The sequence below is a fragment of the Microcoleus sp. B3-D7 genome (assembly GCF_036705305.1).
Taxonomy (GTDB): domain Bacteria; phylum Cyanobacteriota; class Cyanobacteriia; order Cyanobacteriales; family Microcoleaceae; genus Microcoleus.
This window is the reverse complement of record NZ_JAUBUE010000026.1, coordinates 21,634-45,102: the sequence shown is the minus strand read 5'-3', so window position 1 is coordinate 45,102 and position 23,469 is coordinate 21,634. Positions and strand designations below refer to the sequence as shown.

Sequence of the window (23,469 nt, the reverse complement as noted above, 5' to 3'; positions counted from 1 at the left end):
GCGCAAAATATACAATTTAAATGCTGTCCAGCTTACCATTGAAGTATGTCGCTGTTAATTACTAGACGTGAAGTGCAGGCATTCGCAAACAATCTTGAAAAGCATCTGCGTTGCATCTGGGGTTTCCCTATCAATCAAAGATTTATGCCATAACTCTCCTCTTGATATTAACTCATAAAAAAGGCAGAGAATTTAAATTCTCTACCTTTTTTATGTGAGGATTTTGAGTTGTTTGCGATTACGAGATAGGTTATTTCCAAACTTAACTCGCGATCGCACTTACTCAATCTTACTCAGCGCCTTGGGGCAGCAATTCCCGCTTTTGACCTTGCAGCACCTTAACAATTCCGTCCTCGCCCACATCGACAACAGCGGTGTCGCCGTCTTTGATGCGGCCAGAAAGGATTTCCTCAGCCAAGCTGTCTTCCAGCAAGCGCATGATGGCGCGGCGCAGGGGTCGGGCTCCGTAGCTGGGGTTGTAGCCTTCTTCTACCAGCCGTTCTTTAAATTTTTCGGTGACTTCCAGGGTGATTCCCTGTTCTGTCAAACGACCGAACACTTCTTTGAGCATGATGACCGCGATTTCCTTGACTTCTTCCTTGTTCAACTGGCGGAAGACGATAATTTCGTCGAGTCGGTTGAGGAATTCGGGGCGGAAGTAGTTTTTGAGTTCTTCGTTAACCAAAGAACGAATGCGGTTGTAATTAGCATCGGCTTGGTTGTCGCTGAACTCGAAACCGAGACCGCCGCCGCCTTTTTCAATCACCTTAGAACCGATGTTTGAGGTCATAATCAGCAGCGTGTTTTTGAAGTCCACGGTGCGACCTTTGGCATCTGTTAAGCGACCGTCTTCCAATATTTGCAAAAGCATATTGAAGACATCGGGGTGGGCTTTTTCGATTTCGTCGAACAGCACGACGGTGTAAGGACGGCGGCGGACTGCTTCTGTGAGTTGGCCGCCTTCGTTGTAGCCGACGTAGCCTGGAGGAGAACCGATGAGTTTGGAGACGGTGTGACGTTCCATGTATTCGGACATATCCAGCCGAATCATCGCGTCTTCGGAACCGAAGAAGTAGCCGGCTAGGGCTTTGGTGAGTTCGGTTTTGCCGACGCCGGTGGGCCCGGAGAAGATGAAACTGGCGATCGGGCGATTGGGATTTTTCAAGCCGACGCGAGCGCGACGAATGGCGCGGGAAACGGCTTTCACTGCTTCTTCCTGTCCGATCAAGCGCTGGTGCAAGGTATCTTCCATGTGCAGCAGCTTTTCGGATTCGGATTCGGTCAGTTTGTTTACCGGGACGCCCGTCCAGCTTGCCACGATTTGAGCGATATCTTCTTCGGTGACTACTGGCGATGGGTCGGTTTCGCCGGTGCGGGCCGAGTCGGTTTTTTTGGCTTGGGAAATTGCCCGAATTTCGGCTTTGATCGTCATTTCTCGATCGCGCAATTCGCCGGCTTTGTCAAAGTCTTGAGAACGCACCGCTTCGTCTTTATCTTTGAGGACTTGGCGGAGTTCTTTGTCAAGTTCTTTGGCTGCGGGGGGCAGTTGGGAGTTGATCAAGCGGACTCTAGAACCAGCTTCGTCTACCAAGTCAATTGCTTTGTCTGGGAGGAAGCGATCGGAGATGTATCGGTGAGAGAGTTTGGCTGCAGCTTCGAGGGCTGTATCCAAGATTTTCAGCTTGTGGTGCTGTTCGTAGCGTTCTCGCAAGCCGAAGAGAATCTCGATCGTCTCGTCAACGGTGGGTTCGCCGACCATGACGGGCTGGAAGCGCCGTTCTAGGGCTGCATCGCGCTCGATGTGCTTGCGGTACTCGTCGAGGGTGGTGGCGCCGATACACTGGAGCTCGCCTCTAGCCAAAGCCGGCTTGAGAATGTTCGCTGCGTCGATCGCCCCTTCAGCCGCACCTGCACCGATCAAAGTGTGCACTTCGTCAATCACCAAAATCACGTTACCCGCCGTGCGGATTTCGTCCATGATTTTTTTGAGGCGTTCTTCAAATTCGCCCCGGTATTTGGTACCGGCGACGAGCAAGCCGATGTCGAGAGTAACGACGCGCTTTTCTTCAAGGATATCTGGGATGTCGTTGTTAGCGATGCGTTGGGCGAGACCTTCGGCGATCGCAGTTTTACCAACTCCCGGTTCGCCAATCAGCACCGGATTATTTTTGGTGCGGCGACCCAGGATTTGAATTACCCGTTCGATTTCTTTTTGGCGTCCGACTACTGGGTCTAGTTTGCCATCGACCGCCATTTGAGTAAGGTTGGCTCCAAATTCGTCGAGAGTTGGAGTTTTGGTGCGAGCGCCGCCGCCAGTGGCTGCGACTTCTGCGGTTTCTCCCAGCATCCGAATCACTTGGGTGCGGACTTTCGACAAGTCTACTCCCAGATTTTCTAAGACTCTGGCCGCTACTCCTTCACCTTCGCGGATCAGGCCCAGCAGCAGGTGTTCAGTGCCGATGTAGTTGTGTCCGAGTTGGCGAGCTTCTTCTAGGGAGAGTTCTAGAACCCGCTTGGCGCGGGGGGTGAACGGAATTTCGACTGCTACGAAGCCGGAACCGCGCCCGATGATTTTTTCCACTTCAATGCGCGCGTCTTTCAGGTTGACGCCCATTGATTTGAGGACTTTTGCTGCAACCCCGGTTCCTTCACCGATCAGACCCAGGAGGATCTGTTCTGTCCCTACGAAGTTGTGACCCAGGCGGCGAGCTTCTTCCTGGGCCAACATGATTACTTTTATTGCTTTTTCTGTGAAGCGTTCAAACATGATTTATTCCCATCACCTGCTGCTATGTGCCCGTTTCGAGGTCACGCTCGCACAACGAGCGTTTGTGTTCGAGTGTTAACTCGTACTGCTTATTCTAGCGCGACACTCCCAACCTATCTGCCGCACTCGGCTGCGGTTGCAGATTCCAGGCTCATGTTGCAGGGTGGCTTTCAACTGGGAAGACCCAAATGGTGGCTGACCTACAACCTCCCCTAGACTGCAAGAAGATTGCTCTTCTCGGCCCGTGCCCAACCTACGACTGCGTATTGATGGATTCTAGCATAATCTTTTTGGCTGTCATGCAGGCGCAAAATGGATATTTCTCCAAGTGACAGGCCAGGTTTTGTACAAAACTTATTAGTTAGATTCACGATCGATCCCCTAAACTCACCCTTAAGCTGTTGTCCATCTCAAGAATCTGTTGGTTTGGGAGGGTGAGAGCGAGCTGGGCTTTCTTCATCTAAAATTTTGCCCCCGATTCGTTGAAGATTTGGGTATTGTTCCTGTTGTCAGTTGTGCGATCGCTCCTGAGCAATTAGTGAGTGTTGATACACTCCGAAGGGTTTGGCTCACACTATACTCAGCACGGTCTAAGACCAGGCCTTCGTAGCAGAGTGCTTTGGTCGTTAACGCGTCTAACTTAAAAGTCTGAAACTTCAATTTTGGAAAAGAATCTAAATCCTGTTTAAAGCGTAGTGAAAGTAAATAATGAACACTAGAAACTTAGATGACCAGGTAGAAAGTACCGAAAATGGCTCGATCGAAGTTACAGGTAAATTCCAGGATGCAGTCACAAAAACTTCTGCTGCTTCATCAAAAGAATTCAATGCAGAACAGCTAGGACGTGTCTACTTTATTCGGCACGGTGAAAGTACCAGTAACGAACGCAACATTTTTGCAGGAGTTCTGGATGTTGACCTCACATCCTTTGGCCGATTGCAGGCGCGCCGTGCAGGTGTTGACCTGAAGAAAAAAGGTACAAAGTTTGACGCAGTATATGTCTCCCACATGAGACGCGCACGGCAAACCTGTGAAATCGCCCTTGCTGAAAGTCAAGCACTAATGTCGCCCGATACTCCCGTTCAAATCGACCATCGAATTAGTGAAAAATCCTTTGGCATTTTTGCGGGTCGCAACCTAAATCTGCTGCGTCTAGCACTGGGCTACGAAGGCTTCGAGGAAATGTTGCACTCGCACAACGAAGCACCCCCGGCTGGCGAAAAGATTGCCCAAGTTTACTCTCGCGCTGCCCGTTTCTACGAGGACAAGGTTGTACCGCACTTGGAACGTGGTGAAACAGTTCTAGTAGTGTGCCACCAATATGTATTGGAGCCTCTAGCACTTTACTTAAGCGGTCTACCGCCTACTGCTTATAAACACCTGAAACTCCCCAACGGTAAAGCTCTCAGCGGTGTGGATCTCGTCAAGTTTCGCGATAAGGAATCCGGCGGTGCTGCTTCCCTGCGTAAAGAGATCAACGATCTTTCAATTATGTGGGCGATTTTGATCTATGCTGCCGCCTTTTTGCTGGGAAGCTTGGTAGGGGCAATCACTGCCGCAGCAGGAGCGATTCCGTCAGCGCTATTTCGAGCAATAATCGTTGCGTGTCTAGCCGCCTCAACGTTTTATACCTACCTAGACATTGACTTTGCAGCGAGTAAACGCAAAGTAACCTCTACTGTGAAGTATCTAGTTTACGGGTGGATGGCAGTGCGATGGGCAGTTGGGCTATTTTTAATATTTTCTGGATTTTTGTATCAGACTGAAGCGGATCTGTACAAAGTTTTGTGGGTGCTGTTTTGGATGGTTCCGCCAGCCCTTACTTCCCCAGTTTTATCCGTGCTTTGGGGCGGTAATCTTTATCCCTCGGCTCTTTTGTCAAGAACGTTATCAATCGTTGCTCCACTGGTGCTTCTGGGTACATTGAAGGTTGCCAATTTACCCATTAACGTTGATAGCCTGATCTTTTTCGGCGTCATTCTAATTTTAGGTCTGGCAATACCGGGAGCGATCGCCCAGTTTTGGCGCGATAAATCCCCGGTTGAATCAAATCACCACAGTAAAAACTGGAAATTCATCGGAGTGCTTGCGGTCGCATTCATGGCCTTGGCAACGGGGTTTCAGTTTACTCCATCAACCTTCATTTCGGATATATTTTCTTCAACCGATCCGAACCGCTCCCTAGCCTGTCTGCAACAACTAGCAATTGCAACTTTAGTGTTTGTCTCGATGCGCCTAGTAGCTACATTAACTTCAGTATTTACAAAAGGCAAGCTAAGTAAGGCAGAAGCTCGGGATGCTTATATCCTACTTGTGAATCCAAACTTTTTCCTTTGGGCGGCTCTTTTCATCGGAGTTAGTGCAACTGCAAATCCAGAAGCCGTAAAATATGCAATTTTTTGGGCAGCGCTGGGGTTCTTCTGCATACCACTCATCGAACAGATATTGTTCATGAATTCATTTGGCAATGACATACTGAGAGAAACACTGCGTTCTTCGAGAGTGGCAACAGAAGATATCAAAAAGCTTTTCCTGCAATTGGATACGGATGGAACTAAGACGCTCGAACGCTCAGAGATTATGGAGCTGTTAGGGCTAATTGAAGATATGACAACTGGCGAACGTAGCTCTGAAGAAGTCAGAAGCTACATCACTGATTATCTTTTTAATACTCTTGACTCCGATAAAAATGGCACTGTCGATTTAGCAGAATTAGAAGAGTATGTATCAACCTATGGGTTGGTGGCTAACCTTAACGTTGCTCAAATCTAAACTTTGGCTCAATAAGCCATAACATCTTTGCTTAGGGTAGGGGTACTCAAGGCACAAAACCTAGGAAATTTGCACAACCGAAAACCAACTCTACCCTTTTATTTACATCTACCGAGGAAACGCTCTCTGGCAAAAATCCCACGCTTGACCAGAAAATTTATCGCTGGAATATTAGTTATCGGAAACCTGGCCCCAAATGCGGAATTACATTTGATATAGCTAACCGAAGACGATAAGCGCTTAGTCGCCACAGATTACTTCATTAACCTCGACGACTATGGTAAGGTTTATTATCAAGGGGATCACAAGATTCCTGTCTGATTCTAGTAATTTTCCGGGCAAGGGTGGGAGCTGCTGTTACATCAACAGCTATTGCTCTGACTAACTGGTTAAAATCCCAAGAACATGGGATAAAGACATAATCAAACTAATCAACTTATTACTTTCGGATTACAAAGTGTAGATAAAAAATGGTAGAAGCTATCAAATTTAATAATTATCAAACCACCACAACCGATTGGCGACTCACTCCTGGCTACTTGCATGAAGGCCGATCGGATTTTGAATCAGCACATATTTTGTTAGGTCGTTTTTTAGCCGATAGAAACTCTGAAGACCCCTTGGTAGAAAAACAACTATTTGCCAGCGACGGCATTTTTGAGTGGGGACACGCCAAGCCTTTAGAAAAAGTGATTAATTCACAGTCAGACTTGGAGTTTCTACTGTTGCATCCCAATTTGTTACGCAACTGTATAACTATCATCGAACCTTGGGAACACGTAGGCCTTAACGCTCTTGGCGAAGATGTTCGGGCTTCCAAAAATGTCGCCTACATTGCTCAAAAAGTCGCCGATATGGACTCAGTATTACTACCCGTTTGGTCAACCGGAGTCCTCGATCCAGAAATAGTTGTTCCCGCAATTAACTCTGGTTATGCAGTGGTAGTCGAAGGTGGCGATCCATCAACATACGATGCCTCCACCTGGACAAGTCCGGCCTGTCCGCGAGAGGATATGTTTGCATTAGTGGAAAAATTGCTGATTTCGCGATCGCCCACCAGCGCCCCCGCCATCTTTATCTGTGTAGGACACCAACTAGCTGCTGAATGTCACATCCGACTCATCCGGCGTGCAGTCAAACAAGTCCTCGATATGACATCTTTAGAACGTGATAAGGAGAGTAAAGCACTCAGATCGTTGCAAGAAGTCTGCCAGCGCATTGAAGCAATGGGCAAGACACTCCAAGTCAAAAAGCGTGATGGACGAGTGGTTGCGAATGGCTGGAATGACGAGCATTTTGCCGTGACGCGCAATGAATTAAAAGAAGTTGGCGATCGTGTGTTGTTGCCTTATCAGTCTCCCGACGGCGATGCTTTAGGTATTCCTTGGGAAATTATTCATGCTCATGATGTCACAGCCGACAGCCATGAAGGCGTGATTGACACAACAATTCAATATGAGGCCAGAGTATCAATTTCGATGTTTCATTCGGATGAAGTCAACGAAGAAGCAATATTGTTTGCCAACTGGGCTTTCCGCAGTATTCATGACGCTATCGTTCCCTATCGGCACATCATCGCTGGTAGTTCTCTGAGTTGGCTAATACAACTGCCCGACGCCATTGAAGTTCTTTGTTCAACAGCAGAGGAAGATGGTGAAATAGTTACCGAATGTTCAGCAACCTGCATTAATTACAAAGATTTTGAAACTAAAAAAATTCGACGCTCGTTTACTTGCCAGTTCCATCCAGAACTGCTCTCGGATTTGCGTGCGATCGGTAACAGTGAAGCTCCCTCCTATTCAACTTTAAAAAATGATGATGGTGTCCGCTTATTTGTCCGACTGCTGTATGCGGGAATGCAAGAGTAATGCTATTAGCTTGCGCCACCTTTTGCGTGGCGCAATTACTACTTTGAGGGGTGAAGATAAAAATTGAACTGAAACCATCACAGCCACAGATAGAGCAGACAGCAGGTGCGATCGCGCAGCGACTCCAAGGGAGTATCGGACTAATTTCCTTATTTCTCGCAATGCTTGCCTTATCCTTTTGCAACACAATCAAATATGACATTGAAGAGTTTATCAATTGTAATCCCCACCTCAACTCTTCTAATGCAAATACAAGTTTCCACGAAGATGGGTATGATAAACAACTGTAACAATTCGATATCTAGAATATAAAAATTGAATTTTGAGGTAGTAATATAAATTGGTTAGGACTTACGCACAGATTCTACTTGCAGGGTGCTTAGGTTGCACACTACTATAGATAGTGTAATAATAGAAGGAATGCAGCGTAAGTCCTGTTGGTTTCATCGATCGAAAAAAATACTTACGTGAGTACCTTAAAACTAGAAAGAGGAAAATATCCAATGAAGTTAGACAAGTTTGTACTAGCACAAAATATGGCATTTCTAATAGCAATTCCACCACAAAGTAATTTGGCGAAATTGCTTTCCTTTTGCTTGGCGACAAAAGCTAGACAAAAGATGACCGGAACTGAAATATTAAGGATCACCTGTGAGCTAATGGAAAACCCCTCTAATTTGCCCTATTGGACTCAAGACGTGATGGGACTAGATTTAGATTACACCAGTGAAGAGTGGAAAGCTTTAGGAGAAATGGGCATCAACGATGCAGAGGAGTTTATGGCTACCCTGGGGCAAGAGTTGGAAAAATTGACTTTGTAATATCTGGTTCTAGTGTCAGCAAAGAAACTCTCAGGTTTCAAACACTCTACCAAAAGCATTCATCAGAGCCGGATAGTTAAAAAACCCTGTCTAAAGACAAGGGATCGTCAACTTTCAATAGAGAAACAAAAATATGTCTTTAAATGTTGAACTTTTAGAGCAAAGTTTCGAGAAAATCAAACCTAGTGCTGATGAATTTGCCGCTAGCTTCTACGAAAAATTGTTTACAGCTCACCCAGAGTTGAAACCGTTGTTTGCCAAAACTGATATGGAAAAGCAACAGAAAAAGCTCATAAGTGCTCTGGTTTTAGTAGTAGAAAATCTCCGTTCTCCAGAGGCTTTAGGGCCAGTTCTCAACGCACTGGGAGGCAGACACATCGGTTATGGAGTAATTCCCAAATATTACCGTCCAGTTGGAGAAGCACTACTGAGTGCTTTCGAGCAGTATCTCCAGCAAGATTGGACTATGGAAGTCAAACAAGCATGGATCGATGCCTACGGCGCGATTACTGCTTTGATGTTAAAAGGCGCAGGTGTAGAAACTACACCTGAAGAAGTTCAATTAGAAACAGAGATTATTCCTGATAAGCAGGTAAGTATAGCAGCTAATCACCAACTAGAATCAGTTTCCGAAAAAGAGCCAGAGTTAGCCGTAGAGATACTGGAAAGCAGTTTCGAGAAAATCAAACCTTGTGCTGATGAATTTGCCGCCAGCTTCTACGAAAACCTCTTCATCGCTCACCCAGAATTTAAACCGCTGTTTGCCAATATTGATATAGAAAAGCAACAGAAAAAGCTCATAAATGCTTTGGTATTGGTAGTAGAAAATCTCCGCTCTCCAGAAGCTTTAGGGCTAGTTCTCAACGCCTTGGGAGGCAGACACATCGGCTATGGAGTAATTCCCAAATATTATGGTCCAGTTGGAGACGCACTGCTGATGTCTTTTGAGCAGTATCTCCAAGAATATTGGACTCCCGAAGTAAAGCTGGCATGGACAGATGCCTACAGAGCAATTACTGGTTTGATGTTAAAAGGCTCCGGTGCAGATTCTTTACCAAACGTTGTCGCAGATAAAAAAGAGGTCACCCACCATCAGCCACAAGAATCAAACACACAATTACTGAACGAATCTAAGCCGATCGCGCCACCAACCGAGGAACAGAAAAAGCCTTTAGTATCTATTCAGTTGGATAGTGAAATTCTCCAAAAAACGCTCTCGAAAATAACTGATAGTTATCAGAAATTTCAAGGTCAATCATTCATTCAGCGATTGGGTGAAGTTCTCAAAGGAATTTTAGAAAAATTCATTGATAATTTTTGGACACAACCTGCCTGGTTAGTTGCTAGTGTTTCAGCACTTCTGTTCATCATAATTTATGTGGCGGCAGACGATAATTCTCTGATTGGAGAGATTTTGCAGAGTGTTGATGCTCTTAGTATGGTAGTTGCTTTAATTTTATTCATTAAGGAAGCTCCGGATCGCCGGAAGCAATTTCATTACCAAGCTTGGAGTATAGTTGATGCAGCACACGGCGTAAAAGTTAGCTATGCAAGAATTCTGGCACTCCAAGATTTGAATGAAGATGGTGTTTCTCTCAGAGGTGTAGATGCTATTGGTGCAGAGTTAGTAGCTATTAATCTCTACCGGGCCAATCTAAGTGAAACCAAATTGAGTGAATCCGACCTCAGTAATGCCAATCTGAGCCACGCTAACCTCAATAATGCTAACCTCAGTCAGGCTAAATTGAGTGGTGCTAATCTCAGTGATGCCAACCTGAGTTTTGCTCGCTTGAGTCAGGTTAATCTCAGTAGTGCCAACCTCAGCGGCGCTAATTTAATTTGTGCGGACTTGAGTAACGCAAATATGAGCGGTGTCAATTTGAGGGATGCTAGCTTGAGTGGTGCTAACCTGAAGAGTGCCTACCTAAGTGGTGCAAATCTCAAAGGTGCTAAAGTTAGCATTTCTGACCTGAGTGGTGCTTTGCTCGAAGGCGCTGTTATGCCAGATGGCTCCAAGTATAAGTCTCTGGAAGATGGGGTCACAAACAAATAAATTGATGCCAGCTTTTTTATGACATTTTTGTCCGCTACTCTCCTAAAAGGGTGACGACTCTTTTAGTAGAATAGCTTTGGCTTACTGAAAGGCGATCGCTACTAATGGCCAGAGATTACTCTTTAATTTATGAGAGATACAAGGTCGGCTCAAGAAGTTGTTGCCTTGCTCAATGAACTGGTAACAGGCTTTGAGGAAATGACAGAAAAATACGGTAGGTCGGCGATCGCTGCCCTGTGCTATGGTTGAGCTTATATTCCGTTATCTGTAATTTAAGTGGAATTGGGCAAATCGAAAGATTACGCCTTAAACCGCTGCATTTAGACGGAAAACCCCCTTCAATCTATTTGCTCAAAACCGACAAACCCATAAGCAACGCTCATTCTATTGCCACGACAACCGACGAGCCATTGCCCTTACACGAACTTATTTCGCGGATTTTAGCACCGGAACCCTCCTTCCAGAAGCCGAAGGGACTTCTATCGGGGCTGGGTACAATGCAAGCCCTCAATCAGCGCCTCGCAAATCAACCCCTGCTGGATTTCACCAACGCCACTTTGCGGGGAATAAGTCAGGTCATTTTCGTCAACAAACCTTTGAGTGGATTGCTAATCCTCGCTGCTATGTTCATTCAGTCTCCCTGGCTGGGGGGCATGAGATAATCACTATCTTGGGCGGTGAGTTTTTTGGCGAGATGGCACTGTTTAGTGGAGAACCAAGTCCGGTATCGATCGCTGCCTTTGACGATTTGCAAGTTCTTGTTATCTACTCAGATGCTGTAAATACGATAATTGAACGTCAACCCACCTTGGGGCGCGAGATCGGTCAAATTATCGAAGCGTGAAGCAAAGCGGTAAGGATGGCCCGGCAGGCAGATGTTTCTTCCCATGCTGAGGTTGATTCCCTATGAGGATTTTGAACTAAATTGATATCGAGTAACCAATTATGCGTCAATACAACTTAAAGGCGCAATAAGTTACATTCTCAACTCAAAATTTATCGATCGCCAAATGCCAGTTTTTCTGATGCAGCCGATCGCAAATTTGCACTTTCTCAACCGCTAAATATTTCTGAAATTCTGGTTTCTCTATGCCGCTGCGCCACATTACCAGAGCATCTTCTCCGGTGTCTTCGTAGTACCGTTTCCGCCGTCCTGCCTCTTTAAACCCAAATTTTTGGTAAAGAGAAACTGCGGCTAAATTAGATTCCCGCACTTCTAAGGTTGCCCGTTCTAATTGTCTATAGTGAGCCTTTTTTAGTAAATCCCAAAGCAGAGCTTGTCCTAAACCCTGACCTTGAAAGCGAGGATGAATTGCCAAAATTGTAATATGAGCTTCTTCTAAAATTGCCCACAGGCAACCCAAACCGATCAGGGTTGGGGTAAGTTTTGAGTTGGGAGTTGCTGGCGAGGAACTCTCAATACTGAGCGATTTTGAGTTGACAATGCTGTTCGGCTCGATCGACTTGAGTTCGCTCTCGAATCCTTCTGATGCGCCGACCTCGGTTTCCCATACCCACAAACCCAGTAAATCGCTGTTAGGACTGCCTAACTCGCGACCATAACCTTCGATCGTCCACAGTCCGCCAAAACAGAGGCGATCGAGTTCGACTGCACTGTTGAGGTCTTCGGCGGCGAGATGTTTAATTTGTAGAAAACGCACGGCTGTAAATTGTACACTGGAAAACACAGTAGCGATTAGCTGTTTGTTGCTAGTTTTGAGTCATGACTCACAAGTCTCCAGACATTAGTCTACTGCCAACGACCAATGACTGCTGATTAATGACTGCCGACTGCTGACTGCTGATTAATGACTGCTGACTAATAACCTAGGATAGTTATTGCGCGATGGTATCAACTCAATCTTTCGGGGTCGAATCGGGACTTAAGTATCTGTCTGAGTCGAAGCCGGCCCTGCAAAATCGATCGCCCAATCAAGAACTGTTACCGCTGACAGCCAGTGTTAACAGCAGCGATCGGTTGGAAATCGGAGGCTGCGAGGTGACAGCTTTGGTGGAGCAATTCGGCTCGCCGTTGTACATTTTAGACGAAGAAACGCTGCGGGCGGCTTGCACCCAGTACCGGGATGCTTTTAAGCGTTACTATCCGGGCGAATCTCAAGTGCTTTATGCTTCTAAAGCTTGGAGTTGTTTGGCAGTTTGCGCGATCGCAGCTTCGGAAGGCTTAGGCATAGATGTCGTATCCGCCGGAGAAATCCACACTGCACTGCAAGCCGGCGTCAACCCCGACAAAATCTACTTCCACGGTAACAACAAGTCTCGCGAGGAACTACAGCTAGCTGTCGAAAACGGCTGCATTACCGTAGCCGACAATTGGCGGGATTTAGAGACTTTAGCAGAGTTGGGAGAATTGGGTGTCAGCAGCCTCACAGGTGGGCCGACACGAGTTATGGTGCGGTTTACTCCTGGAATTGAGTGTCACACCCACGAGTACATTCAGACGGGTCAAATCGACAGTAAATTTGGCTTCGATCCCAACTCGCTCGATCGAGTATTTACCTTCATCAGCCAACAGCCGTCGTTATTTTGCGTGGGAGTGCACGCTCACATCGGCTCTCAGATTTTTGAACTGCAACCCCATGACGATTTAGCTGAAGTCATAATTCAGGCCTTGACTAAAGCACAAAGTTATGGTTTGCCAGCAACAGAAATTAATATTGGCGGTGGGTTGGGCATTCGCTATACTGAAGCGGACGATCCTCCTAGCATTGAAGATTGGGCTCGTACAATTTGCTCCGCAGTTGTAGCAGCTTGCGAGCGGCAGCAATTGCCCTTGCCTAAATTGCTTTGCGAACCGGGTCGATCGCTCGTCGGTACAGCTTGCGTTACAGCTTACACCGTTGGCTCTAAAAAAGTCATTCCGGAAATGCGGACGTATATAGCTGTCGATGGCGGGATGTCGGACAATCCGCGTCCTATTACCTATCAATCAGTTTATCGAGTCCTCGCAGCCGGCAAAATGTCTGCTCCCTTAACGGAAACAGTGACAATTGCTGGGAAACACTGCGAATCAGGCGATGTTCTGATTAAAGATGCCAAATTGCCAGAGTGTCAGGCAGGAGATGTCCTCGCCGTTCCGGCTACAGGGGCATACAATTACAGCATGGCTTCTAACTACAACCGAGTGCCCCGACCGGCAGCGGTTTTAGTTAGAAATGGGGAAGTTAACACGATTATACAGCGGGAAACTTACCAGGATTTGCTGAGGCTTGACCGCCTTCCTGAACGACTCGGAGCTCAAAAGTAAAAACTTAGAAGTTAAAAGTTAAAAGTTAAAAGAAAGACAATCCATGTTTACTTAGTGATGATTGCCTTTTCACTTTTAACTTTTGCCTTGTTCAGTCACGCGATTGGATTGACACTCCCCGGTCTAAAAACACGGGGATTTTCAGCATATTCCTTATAACAACTGTTCATGGTTCATGGGTTCGAGTGCATCACGGTTCGCGGTTCACAGGCGGTAGCGTTCGATGAACCATGAACAATCAACAATCTGGCTTTGACTTGGCCCTCGTTCAGTCCTTATTGATTCAAGGGATCGATATTGGACTGGTTTTTGCCCTTGCGTATTTGGTGCTCGTCATTGTTGGCGAGCGCAGAACGCTGTGGATGGTACGGGGATTTATTATTTTGATGCTGGCGGCGGCGGTGAGCAACTGGGCTGGATTGAGGCTATTGCACGTTGCCCTCAACAGCTTGGTGACTGGTTCGGCTGTGGCAATGGCGGTCATATTGCAGTCGGAGTTTCGCCGATTTCTGGAACAATTGGGTCGGGGGGAATTTCGGCAATTGTTTGGACGCGATCGCCGACAAAAACCCGAACCGGACAGCGTAATAGATGAAATTGTGGACGCAGTAAAAGAACTTTCGCAAAACCGCACGGGCGCTTTACTAATTATAGAAACAGATTCTCCGATCGACGATCGAGATTTTTCGGTGCCGGGACTAAAGCTAAATGCTGAAGTTTCTAAAGAATTGTTGCAGACAATCTTTCAGCCGCAAACTTTGCTGCATGACGGAGCTGTTTTGATTCGAGGTTCGCGGATCGTGTCGGCGGGGGTAATTTTGCCTTTGTCCGATCGCACTGCGTCGCGGCAGTTGGGAACCCGCCATCGGGCGGCAATGGGGATTACGGAACGGGTGCAAGCTTGCGTGTGCGTGGTGGTGTCCGAGGAAACGGGTTCTATTTCTTTAGCCCAGATGGGAAGTTTAAATCGACCTTTGACTAGCAACAAACTTAAGGAATTGCTGGAAGCAAAGCTGTTTCCGTCGGAGGGAGAAAGAGCTGTGCCTCCAATTCCGATCGGCAATCTCGGACGCCAGATAGGATTGAAGGGAGTGACGCTATTAAAACGGATACTGCGCCGTTAGTCGGGTAATCGGGAGAAACCATGAGTCAAGGAATTTGCTTGGAAAAGTTGCCGGAGGATCTGCAACAAGAACTACTGCCTAAGCACATAGCAGTGATTATGGATGGGAACGGGCGCTGGGCTAAGAAGAAGGGGTTGCCGCGGATTGCGGGACACCGCCGAGGAGCTAGCACTCTGAAGGAACTGCTGCGCTGCTGCAAAGATTGGGGGATTCCAGCTTTAACTGCCTATGCTTTTTCGACGGAGAATTGGGGGCGGCCGGCTGGAGAGGTGGATTTTTTAATGAGTTTGTTTGAGGGTAAGCTGCGGCAAGAATTGCGGGAGATGGTGGACGAGGACGTGCAAATTCAATTTATGGGGAATTTGCAGGCTTTGCCGAAGTCTTTGCAGGCGGAAATCGAGCGTTCTGTGACGGCCACTCAGCACAATCAGGGGATTTTGTTTACGGTGGCGACGAATTACGGGGGGCGTCAGGAGATTGTACAAGCTTGTCGGGCGATCGCCACTCAGGTGAAAGAGGGCAAGTTGCAGCCGGAGGAGATTGATGAGGTTTTATTTAAACGCTATTTGTATACTGCTGATGTTTGTGACCCGGATTTGCTGATCCGGACGAGTGGGGAAATGCGGTTGAGCAATTTTCTACTATGGCAAATGGCTTATTCAGAAATTTACATTACTGAGACGCTGTGGCCGGATTTTGATCGATCGGAGTTTCACCGCGCTTTGTCTGATTATCAGAAGCGCAGTCGCCGATTTGGCAAAGTCTAACGATTTTGGATTTTGGATTTTAGATTTTAGATTTTTTGGTTGATTTTTCAGTTTCCAAGTAGGTGTCGATTGTGACCGAGCATCTCCATGAAAGTAAAAAACGTTTTTACGCCACGTGCGATCGTCCTGCACAGCACAATACAGCGAGCGGGACGATCGCAATCTCATGTAAATGCTTGCACGGTTGATGCTTCTTACCTGGATTCCCCATCTAAAATCTCATACCAATTTCACTCATCTCCTGCTCAACATAACGATTTTAGATTTTAGATTTGTCCTCCAATCTAAAATCTAAAATCTAAAATCTAAAATCTAATTAGGGGCCGGAGAAAACGGCCGCTTCAATGTCCTGACGTGAGAGGGAGTATTTGAATGCTCGCTGAATGTCTTGGCCGTCGGCTCCAGCATCGATGTAGCGGACGGTGAGTTGGTCGATATCGAGGGAGAGTTCTGCTTTCCATGTAAGTTGCTCGATCTGCCAGCAGTGGAGTTCTCGCCGATCTTGCTGGCAGCCGCGGCTTTTTAGCCACTGCTCGATTTCCGGGAGTGGATGGTTGTACAAAGGAGTGTCAGCGGAAGGAAGAGTCATACGGTTTTAGATTTTAGATTTTAGATTTTAGATTGGGGATTTCGGATTGAGGATTTCCGATTTTAGATTGGAGATTTGGGATTTGAGGCTTTAATTGCCACGAATTAAGCCGATCGCGATCGCCAGTAACAAACATCCGATTAAGCTAGCTCCCATGATAAACAGGGCGAACATTTCTCCGGGGGAAAGAGGTCGATCCGTGGGGTCTAGGTAAGCGGAGTTGGAAGTTTTTTTGCCCGATCCCGAAACCGGAGTATTGAAACTGGGCGGCGGCCCAATCACGTTCACGCGAGAATAGCCTATTTTGAGGTCGTAGGCGAGGCGACGTTCTGGGTTGCTGAGGGTGGCGTAGGCGTTGTTGAGCTGCTGAAATTTGGCGGTGGCGACGGCAGGTGGCAGCTCGGTGGTATCGGGATGGTAGAGTTTGCTCAGTTCCCGGTACGATCGCCGAATTTCGATCGGCGATGCGGAAGGATGCAGCCCTAACAAGCCGTAATGAGTGGAGCCCAAGGGGGTTTTTCCGGGTATTTTTTGACTTTTGTTTTTTGCAGTTGCCTCGTTTCCTGCCACCGAAGCCCCTCTCTGCCTATTGTTAATAATATTTGGTTATTTTAGCTGAAATCTGAAGGAAGAGGAATTAACCGCAGAGGGCGCAGAGAACGCAGAGGGGGGAGGGAAGAATTCTCAATTCTCCCGTTCTTCGTCTGTTTCTGCTGTCACGCGGTTTTTTATTCTTTATTGGGGTTGACTTTTTCCGAGGATTGTGAGTTGGCTAGGGCTAGCACTGGGGCGTCGGTGGGTGCTGGTCGATCGATACTGTGTTCGCCCTCAATGGGAATTTGGCAAGAAATCAGTTCTGTGACGATGCGATCGCCCAGAACATCTTCCCAATCCTGCAACTGTTCTCTGGCTTTGATCGGTGTATTGAGAGCCACGTCTACGCCCATTTGCTGAAGGTTGAGGCTGTGGGCTGTCGATCGGCGGTTGACCCACTCTACCAGCCAAACGCTCAATCCGACTGCTGCCATCAAAGGCAAGACAATTCGATAATCGCGGGTTAATTCAAACATCAACAGGATGGCTGTCAGCGGTGCTCTGGCGCTGCCGGCGAGGACGGCGGCCATTCCCACCATTGCGTAGGCGGCAGGACCGGCGACTCGATCGCTCATTGCCGGCAGCATTTCCAAAAAGAGGCCGTAAGCCGAACCCAGGGAAGCTCCCAAAAACATCGCCGGAGCGAAGATGCCGCCCACTAAACCGCTGCCGAGGCTGATTGCGGTCATCGCCAGTTTGACAAACAGCAGCAGCAGCAGCAAAGGCAAGGAAAATTTAACATCTTGAAGCATTGCTTGGACTGTTTCGTAGCCGACACCCAAAATTTGAGGCAATTGCAGGGCGACTAAGCCGACTCCTGCCCCGCCGATGATCGGGTGAAGCGGTCGGGGCAGTCGTCCGAGCCAAGCAAATCCTCGGACTTTTCCTTGAAAACAGCGATCGGCCAATTGAATTGCTTCTGTGTAGGCTAGAGACACTCCGCTAGCTAAAAGTCCCAATCCCATGTACAGAGGCAATTCTAGGGGGCTGCGGACATCGTAGACTGGCAAAGAAAAGGCAGGCTGAGCTCCCAAGCAGATTTGAGCGATGAGCGCGGAAACTACGGCGGAGAGCAAGACTACGCTGACTGACGAAGTAGCGAAGGTGCTGCCGAGCACGACTTCTAAAGCAAAGAAGACTCCGGCGATGGGAGAGTTGAACCCGGCAGATAAACCTGCTGCTGCTCCAGCGCCGAGGAGCAAGCGCTGCCGTTCTGGGGATAGCTGTAAAACTTGAGCCAGCAGCATTCCGAAGTTGGCGCCGATTTCGACGCTGGGGGCTTCCGGGCCAAGTGAGGCGCCGGTGCCGAGGGAAACTGAGGCTGCCACCATTTTGGTGATGGGTTTGAGGGGGGAGAGTTCTTGCAGGCCGCGGGTGGCGGCAATTAAGGAAGACATATTCGGGCCAAAGTCGCGAAATCGCCACCGCATCAGCCCGATGATGACTCCGCCGAGGGTGGGAATGCAGGCTAGCGTCCAAGAGCCTTTCGACGCGATCGCCCCCATGAAGTCTTCCAGCATCAAGCTGTGGATGAAGTGGATTAGGTAGTGAAAGGTGACGACGCCTGCACCCGTAACTCCCCCGATGACTAGGGAGAGGATGAGCAGGAGGGTTTCTGGGCTCGGGTGCAGGCGGTTGAATAGCGGACTTAGTCGGGAGGCTTGGGGAGTTGCTGCGGTTGGCCCGGGTGGCGGCAGATCCACAGGAGGGATGGCTCTCATTTAGCGGTTAATTCTTCGGTGAGAAGTTATATAATATTACAATTTATTTCTTATTTTCATTTTGAGTGATTTTAGGGGAATTGACAACTTAATTAAGGCGTAATTTAGGGTAAATTTTTGGGGCGGGCTGCTGGGGTGGAATGACTGATTCTGAGGAGCGGCGGATTTGACGTGATTGTATGCTCAGTTACATTCAAACTTAGATATACTCTGGCGATAATGCTAATTAACTATATTTACCGTGGGGGTGGTTAGGCCGATCGGATCAGTGAACTCGCAATATCATATATATCAGTAAAAAACAACTTTCAAATTAAATAATTGGCTATTGGAGATTTTACCTTACAACCACAAATCTCGAACCACAAATCTCAAATCTCCAATTTTAAATCCCTTACTCGCGCATACTATCACATCGGTTGTTGACTGGGCAGGATTCTTGGTCGGGGTTTGGCGATCGACATTAGCGGATCGCCGATGGTGGCGACTTTCCAGGGAGGGGATTCTAGCTGGCGTACTGCGATTAAAAAGGGTGCTCCTCGCTTCAGGCGATCGACCATTAATTTAGGTGGGATAAATGCCGATAAAAAAGGTTCGTTCACGCTGCCAATATATGCGTAAGCACCATTTTCTAGCCACCTCCCGGCCACGGTGTTTTTGTCATCTGGCGCTGCTGCTGACCAACTGTGGATCATGTGGATTGCTGCAGGAAATTGAAGTTTTGGTAGGTCTTCAACTGAAGCGTCGCCGTTGCCGACTTGGAATGATTTTGGATAGCCTTTGGAATTCATTAATATTAAGTCAAATGTCCACGGTTTTGAGGCTAAACTCCGCCACTTTTCCAGGCTCGATTCTGGTTTCTGCACTAATTCAACATTCAAACCTATGGTTGTTAGTCCGCTAGCTGCTTCCTCCATTTCATATTTTCCCCAATTTCCTTCCTTGGGGTAACTGTCATAAAGCATGGCTGTTTGGCTGTCTAGAAATATGGCACACATGGCTTGATAGATCGATCGTACCTCGGAACCGTAAATCCAGCCTGCAGCCGCCCAGCGTTCGCCGTTGGGGTGTCGTCCCAAACCGTCGGTAACGGCTAGTTGTTCGTCGGGTTTTTCAGGAGATTGATATTTGACTGCTAGTTGGCGTACAATCGTTATTGTGTCGATCGGGTCTCCGAGCTGAGAGTAAAAATATCCGGTTGATTCGACGGCTTTTGTAACTGCTGTTTGCAGAGTTTTCCACTGTGTGTTATTAAGGGTGTCGTTGGGTTTTCCAAAGTTGCCTTCTAGAAATACTAAAGGTTGGCCGTGAGCGGCTGCTAAGGCAACTGCTGCTGAGCGTGCGGGGTCATTTTCTGATGTGATTACTACTCCTGGGGGTTCCCAGCCGAGTTGCGTCCATTTTGCTTTTAAGGTTTGAGTATCCGTGGCATTCCAGGCTCCTGCTGCGGCGTTCAGCATTAATTGCTGGAGTTTTTGATTTTTTGGCAGTTGCTGTTTGATGCTTGGCAAACGGACTATTTCTTCGGGTTGAAAGCGCTGCACAAACATGGGCGTATATTTTTTGTCTTCGATGAGAATAGGCCAGTTTCCTTTGAGATTCCATTTTTGGATTGCTGCTAAGAATGTGGCTTCGTCGGGTACTAAAACAACGCGGTTGACTGTTGGTATGTTGTCGCGGACAATGGCTGCTCGGAGGCCTGTTTGAATTGGCCAGGGTTCTTGTTTGGCTGAGGCGGGAAGCTGAAAGGGTTTTGTGAGAAAGCTGCACGCCGTTAATTGCTGTGATAAGCATAAAAATAGTGTTAATGCTAGCAGTTTAAGTTGTAGGTTTTTGTTATAATTCATTTTTTTAACCGCAGATTGAAGCAGATTAACGCAGATGCAGAGGGGATCTGTTAATAGATTCCGGGAATTAGTTTTTTGACTCGCTGGCTGTATTCTGAATAGTCTGGATATTTTGCGGTTAACCAGGCTTCTTCGCGGCTGGCTTTGATGTCGAAAAATATTATTAATATGGCGCTGGCTATTAAGTGGGATATGCTCATTTGAAAAAGTGTCCAGCCGAGAGCGGCTAAAATTAAACCACTGTACAATGGATGCCGCACTATTCTGTAAATTCCTGTTTGGACTAATTCTCCGTTTTCTATGGGATACGGTAAAGGTGTGAGGTTTTTTCCTAAGTCTATCAATGCTTTGATGATTAAAACTAAAGCGCTTAAGCCGAGAATACTTGCTACAATCCAGGTAAGAGCAAGCAATGGAGTGGATTGAATTTTTAATCCTGGCAGTGGATAAACTGGTAAGATTACAAATCCTGTGAGCAATCCTCCTTGAAGCAGGACTAAATATTCGCCGCGGCTGTTATTGCGCCAGCCTTCGGGCGTGAAACCCCAGTATGTTAAAATTTTCATAGTAAGAGTAAGAAGGAAGAAGGAAGAGGGAAGAGAGAAGGAGAGAGAAGGAAGAGGGAAGAGGGGAGAAGAAAGTGAACTGTAGGTTGGATAGAGTGAAGTAAAACCCAACCTACGGCGAACAGTCAACAGTCAACAATTAACAAAATTATTCTCGCCAAGGACGTGTCATTAATTCTAATTGATTAACTTCATCTTGGCTCAAATTCCAGCCTAATGCGCCTGCGTTTTCTTGGGCTTGTTTGGCGGTTTTGGCGCCGGGAATGGGGATGACTCCGTTTTGGCATATCAACCAGTTTAGGGCAACTTGGGCGGGCGTGCGATCGCGCTTTCTGCCCATTTTTCGCAGGGTGGACATGACTAATTCAATTTTTTCGAGGCCGCTTTTGCTGAAGCGGGAGTCCATTTTGCGGGCTCCTGTAGGTGGTTCTTGGGCTGTGTATTTGTCGGTGAGCAATCCTTGGGCTAAGGGGCTGTAAGCTAAAATTGTGACGCCCAATTCGCGCGCTGCACTCACAATTCCTTGTTTTTCTACTTGCCGCGACAGCAAGGAGTAACGGACTTGATTTGTTGCTAGGGGAACGCCTCTTGCTGCTAGTATTTTGTGGGCTTGGCGCATCTGTTCTGCTGAATAGTTGCTGACTCCTACTGCTTGAATTCTGCCTTGTTTTACTTCATCCGCTAAGGCGTTCATCAGGGTTTCTTGACTGAGTAAAAAAGTGAAAGGCCAGTGCACTTGGTAGAGGGTTATTTGTTCTACTTGCAAGCGTTTTAAGCTGGCACTCAAGGCTTCGGAAACTGATTTTCCTGTAATCCGCCAAGGTACGGGGCCGAATTTGGTGGCTATTTGAACGGGCTGGGTGGTTTTTTTGAGAAACTGTCCCAGCAATTCTTCTGACAAGCCGTTACCGTAGACTTCGGCTGTGTCGAAGAAGTTGACTCCGCTTTCTAAGGATGTTTTGAATGCTGCTTCGACTTCGGCGGCGCCGTAGTTGCTGCCGTAGTTCCAAAATAGTTTGTCGCCCCAAGCCCAAGTTCCGACGCACAGGGGAAGGACGGCTGGGCCATTTTGTCCTAGGGTAATGGTTGTCACGGTTGGTAAATCCACAGTTATTGATTCTCTTTATTTTTATATGAATTTATACGAATAATCGCGATCGAGCTTCTAGCCGGGGGAGGAAAGGCGGCGGGTTGCGATATCTCAGTTACTATAAATTCAAATGCTGTGTTTATTTGAATAGTTATGTCGATCGACCGTTTACCAGATTCAAGATTAACAGATTCCGCGACTGCTGCTATCAAGAGAGTTACCCTCCTGACTATGTTCCGGTTGGGTTTGTTTCAGATGGGATTGGGCATGATGTCTATTTTGACGCTGGGGGTGCTCAATCGCGTGATGATTAAAGAGTTGGCGATTCCGGCTACTGTGGTGGCTGGTACGCTAGCGATGCACCAGTTTGTCGCACCGGCTAGGGTGTGGTTCGGGCAAATGTCTGATGCTAAGCCTTTGTTTGGTCATCATCGCACGGGTTATGTGTGGGTAGGAAGCGTTTTGTTTGTGATTTCCGCTTTTTTGGCGGTACAGGTGATGTGGGGCTTGGGCAGCAGTTTGGAGACTGTGGGGTGGACGACTGCTACTTACGGTTGGGTGGGTTTGTTGGGTTTGATTTTTGCGCTTTACGGTATTGCTATTTGTTCGAGTTCGACTCCTTTTGCTGCTTTGTTGGTGGATGTTTCGGATGAGGAGGATCGATCAAAGTTGGTGGGTGTGGTGTGGTCGATGCTGATGGTTGGTATTATTATCGGGGCGATTATTAGCAGCGGTTTGCTGAAGCAAATTGATGGGGATGTGCCGCGGGAAGTGTTGCAGGCTTCGATTAATGGTTTGTTTGTGAAGGTGCCGGCGCTTGTTTTGCTGTTGGTGGGGATTGCTACATTTGGGGTTGAGAAAAAGTATTCGCGGTACGGGGTGCGATCGTCTGCAGTGAATCGAGAAGATAAAATTACTCTGGGAAGTGCGCTGCGGATTTTGACTGCTAGCCGCCAAACCGGTTTGTTTTTTACTTTCCTGCTGATTATGACAATTTGCTTGTTTATGCAGGATGCGGTTTTGGAACCTTACGGCGGGGAAATTTTTAAGATGTCGATTTCGCAAACTACGCAGTTGAATGCTATTTATGGTACTGGTACTCTGATCGGTTTGAGCGCAACTGGTTTTTTAATTGTGCCGCGCATTGGCAAGCAAAATACGATTAGGTTGGGCTGTTTGTCGGTGGCTGCTTGTTTTGGCTTGATTATTTTATCTGGATTCACAGGAAATCCAATTGTGTTTAAGTCGGCTTTAATGTTGTTTGGTTTTGCTTCGGGAATTACGACGACGGGTGCGCTGAGTTTGATGTTGGATTTGACTGCTGCGGAAACTGCTGGGACTTTTATTGGCGCTTGGGGTTTGTCGCAGGCGATGGCGCGTGGTGTGGCGACGATTAGTGGCGGTGCTATTTTGGATTTGGGCAGAAGTTTGTTTGGGGTGCCGATGTTAGCTTACGGGTTGGTTTTTGCTGTGCCGGCGGTGGGTATGATTCTGGCTGTTTGGCTGTTGGGTAGGGTGGATGTTGGGGAGTTTCAGGATAATGCTAAAAGTGCGATCGCCACTATTCTTGAAAATGAACTAGACTAAGGTTTGTAGTGAGAGCTTTAGTCCTCATTCTCTTGTTA

At 47.3% G+C, this 23,469-nt stretch carries 19 protein-coding genes; 11 read left to right on the top strand and 8 right to left on the bottom strand.

The features are described 5' to 3' along the window. Positions 1-289: 289 nt before the first annotated feature. Positions 290-2,767, bottom strand: coding sequence for an ATP-dependent Clp protease ATP-binding subunit (locus tag QUB25_RS17930; RefSeq protein WP_006632591.1), 2,478 nt, complete (start codon positions 2,765-2,767; stop codon positions 290-292). A 708-nt stretch (positions 2,768-3,475) separates the two neighbouring features. Between QUB25_RS17930 and QUB25_RS17925 the strand changes: the two genes are divergently transcribed. The 6 genes from QUB25_RS17925 (at position 3,476) to QUB25_RS17900 (ending at position 11,125) form a co-directional block, all read left to right on the top strand. Next, entirely contained in the window at positions 3,476-5,539 is a 2,064-nt protein-coding gene (locus QUB25_RS17925) for a histidine phosphatase family protein (RefSeq protein ID WP_333184743.1), read from the top strand. Positions 5,540-6,009: 470 nt separating this feature from the next. Then, positions 6,010-7,407 carry a hypothetical protein gene (locus tag QUB25_RS17920; protein WP_333184740.1) on the top strand — a complete coding sequence of 466 codons (1,398 nt, stop codon included), beginning with the start codon at positions 6,010-6,012 and terminating at the stop codon, positions 7,405-7,407. A gap of 503 nt (positions 7,408-7,910) precedes the next feature. Beyond that, complete coding sequence (locus tag QUB25_RS17915; RefSeq protein ID WP_333184737.1) at positions 7,911-8,228, top strand: hypothetical protein; 318 nt, start codon at positions 7,911-7,913, stop codon at positions 8,226-8,228. Positions 8,229-8,361: 133 nt separating this feature from the next. Next, entirely contained in the window at positions 8,362-10,281 is a 1,920-nt protein-coding gene (locus QUB25_RS17910; RefSeq protein ID WP_333184735.1) for a pentapeptide repeat-containing protein, read from the top strand. A gap of 245 nt (positions 10,282-10,526) precedes the next feature. Next, positions 10,527-10,943, top strand: coding sequence for an urea transporter (locus QUB25_RS17905; RefSeq protein ID WP_333184732.1), 417 nt, complete (start codon positions 10,527-10,529; stop codon positions 10,941-10,943). 32 nt (positions 10,944-10,975) lie between these two features. Next, positions 10,976-11,125: a hypothetical protein gene (locus QUB25_RS17900; protein ID WP_333184729.1), complete on the top strand. Its 150-nt coding sequence runs from the start codon at positions 10,976-10,978 to the stop codon at positions 11,123-11,125. Between the two features lie 145 nt (positions 11,126-11,270). On the opposite strand, the gene rimI is transcribed toward QUB25_RS17900, so the two are convergent. Continuing rightward, positions 11,271-11,942, bottom strand: coding sequence for a ribosomal protein S18-alanine N-acetyltransferase (rimI, locus tag QUB25_RS17895; protein WP_333184726.1), 672 nt, complete (start codon positions 11,940-11,942; stop codon positions 11,271-11,273). Positions 11,943-12,127: 185 nt separating this feature from the next. Here rimI and lysA point away from each other — a divergent pair, with 185 nt between their 5' ends. The 4 genes from lysA (at position 12,128) to QUB25_RS17875 (ending at position 15,707) form a co-directional block, all read left to right on the top strand. After that, positions 12,128-13,546 carry a diaminopimelate decarboxylase gene (lysA, locus tag QUB25_RS17890; RefSeq protein ID WP_333184723.1) on the top strand — a complete coding sequence of 473 codons (1,419 nt, stop codon included), beginning with the start codon at positions 12,128-12,130 and terminating at the stop codon, positions 13,544-13,546. A 230-nt stretch (positions 13,547-13,776) separates the two neighbouring features. Next, positions 13,777-14,670: a diadenylate cyclase CdaA gene (cdaA, locus tag QUB25_RS17885; RefSeq protein ID WP_333062910.1), complete on the top strand. Its 894-nt coding sequence runs from the start codon at positions 13,777-13,779 to the stop codon at positions 14,668-14,670. Positions 14,671-14,690: 20 nt separating this feature from the next. Further along, entirely contained in the window at positions 14,691-15,437 is a 747-nt protein-coding gene (locus tag QUB25_RS17880; RefSeq protein ID WP_015176364.1) for an isoprenyl transferase, read from the top strand. 87 nt (positions 15,438-15,524) lie between these two features. Beyond that, a complete protein-coding gene (locus QUB25_RS17875) occupies positions 15,525-15,707 on the top strand; it encodes a hypothetical protein (protein WP_333184719.1) in 183 nt (60 codons plus the stop codon). A gap of 46 nt (positions 15,708-15,753) precedes the next feature. Here QUB25_RS17875 and QUB25_RS17870 read toward each other — a convergent pair whose 3' ends face one another. The 6 genes from QUB25_RS17870 to QUB25_RS17845 all read right to left on the bottom strand — a co-directional run bounded on the left by QUB25_RS17870 (position 15,754) and on the right by QUB25_RS17845 (position 21,847). Next, on the bottom strand, positions 15,754-16,026 hold the full coding sequence (locus tag QUB25_RS17870; RefSeq protein WP_333039717.1) for a DUF3143 domain-containing protein: 273 nt from the start codon (positions 16,024-16,026) through the stop codon (positions 15,754-15,756). A gap of 90 nt (positions 16,027-16,116) precedes the next feature. After that, positions 16,117-16,596 (bottom strand): J domain-containing protein, encoded by a 480-nt coding sequence (locus QUB25_RS17865; protein WP_333062914.1) that lies wholly within the window; start codon positions 16,594-16,596, stop codon positions 16,117-16,119. Positions 16,597-16,754: 158 nt separating this feature from the next. Next, positions 16,755-18,341: a chloride channel protein gene (locus QUB25_RS17860; RefSeq protein ID WP_333039714.1), complete on the bottom strand. Its 1,587-nt coding sequence runs from the start codon at positions 18,339-18,341 to the stop codon at positions 16,755-16,757. A gap of 410 nt (positions 18,342-18,751) precedes the next feature. Next, positions 18,752-20,188, bottom strand: a complete 1,437-nt coding sequence (locus QUB25_RS17855) for a hypothetical protein (RefSeq protein ID WP_333184714.1) — start codon at positions 20,186-20,188, stop codon at positions 18,752-18,754. Positions 20,189-20,238: 50 nt separating this feature from the next. After that, positions 20,239-20,754: an isoprenylcysteine carboxylmethyltransferase family protein gene (locus QUB25_RS17850; RefSeq protein WP_333184711.1), complete on the bottom strand. Its 516-nt coding sequence runs from the start codon at positions 20,752-20,754 to the stop codon at positions 20,239-20,241. 148 nt (positions 20,755-20,902) lie between these two features. Further along, positions 20,903-21,847, bottom strand: coding sequence for an aldo/keto reductase (locus QUB25_RS17845; RefSeq protein ID WP_333062950.1), 945 nt, complete (start codon positions 21,845-21,847; stop codon positions 20,903-20,905). 150 nt (positions 21,848-21,997) lie between these two features. On the opposite strand from QUB25_RS17845, the gene QUB25_RS17840 reads away from it, so the two are divergent. Next, positions 21,998-23,431, top strand: a complete 1,434-nt coding sequence (locus tag QUB25_RS17840) for a BCD family MFS transporter (RefSeq protein WP_333062919.1) — start codon at positions 21,998-22,000, stop codon at positions 23,429-23,431. Positions 23,432-23,469 lie beyond the last annotated feature (38 nt).